Source organism: Streptomyces sp. URMC 127 (genome assembly GCF_051386535.1).
Classification (GTDB): domain Bacteria; phylum Actinomycetota; class Actinomycetes; order Streptomycetales; family Streptomycetaceae; genus Streptomyces.
On record NZ_JBPQTW010000572.1, the window covers coordinates 1 to 233 of the forward strand.

The following is a 233-nucleotide window of genomic DNA, read 5'->3' on the forward strand; positions in this document are numbered from 1 at the left end:
TTGCTGCACCTTGTCTTTCTGATAAGCCCCCTTCAGCTCAGCGTATGCTCCGTCTGTTGTATGAAGCCGAACACGCTTTTCCCCGTTTCTGATCACAACAAGGTTAGCACTTGTCGGAATCGGGCTTGTCGGCAAAATATTTTCCATTAACAGGCAGTTCAGCAGTGACGATTTCCCCGCTGAATAATGCCCGGTAAATGCGATATAAACCTCTTCATCAGCCGCTTTTTTCA

General features: G+C 47.2%; 1 protein-coding gene. It reads right to left on the bottom strand.

The window, feature by feature from the left end:
* On the bottom strand, nucleotides 1–233 hold a 233-nt coding region (locus ACSNOH_RS35430), incomplete at both ends, for a dynamin family protein (RefSeq protein ID WP_436725535.1).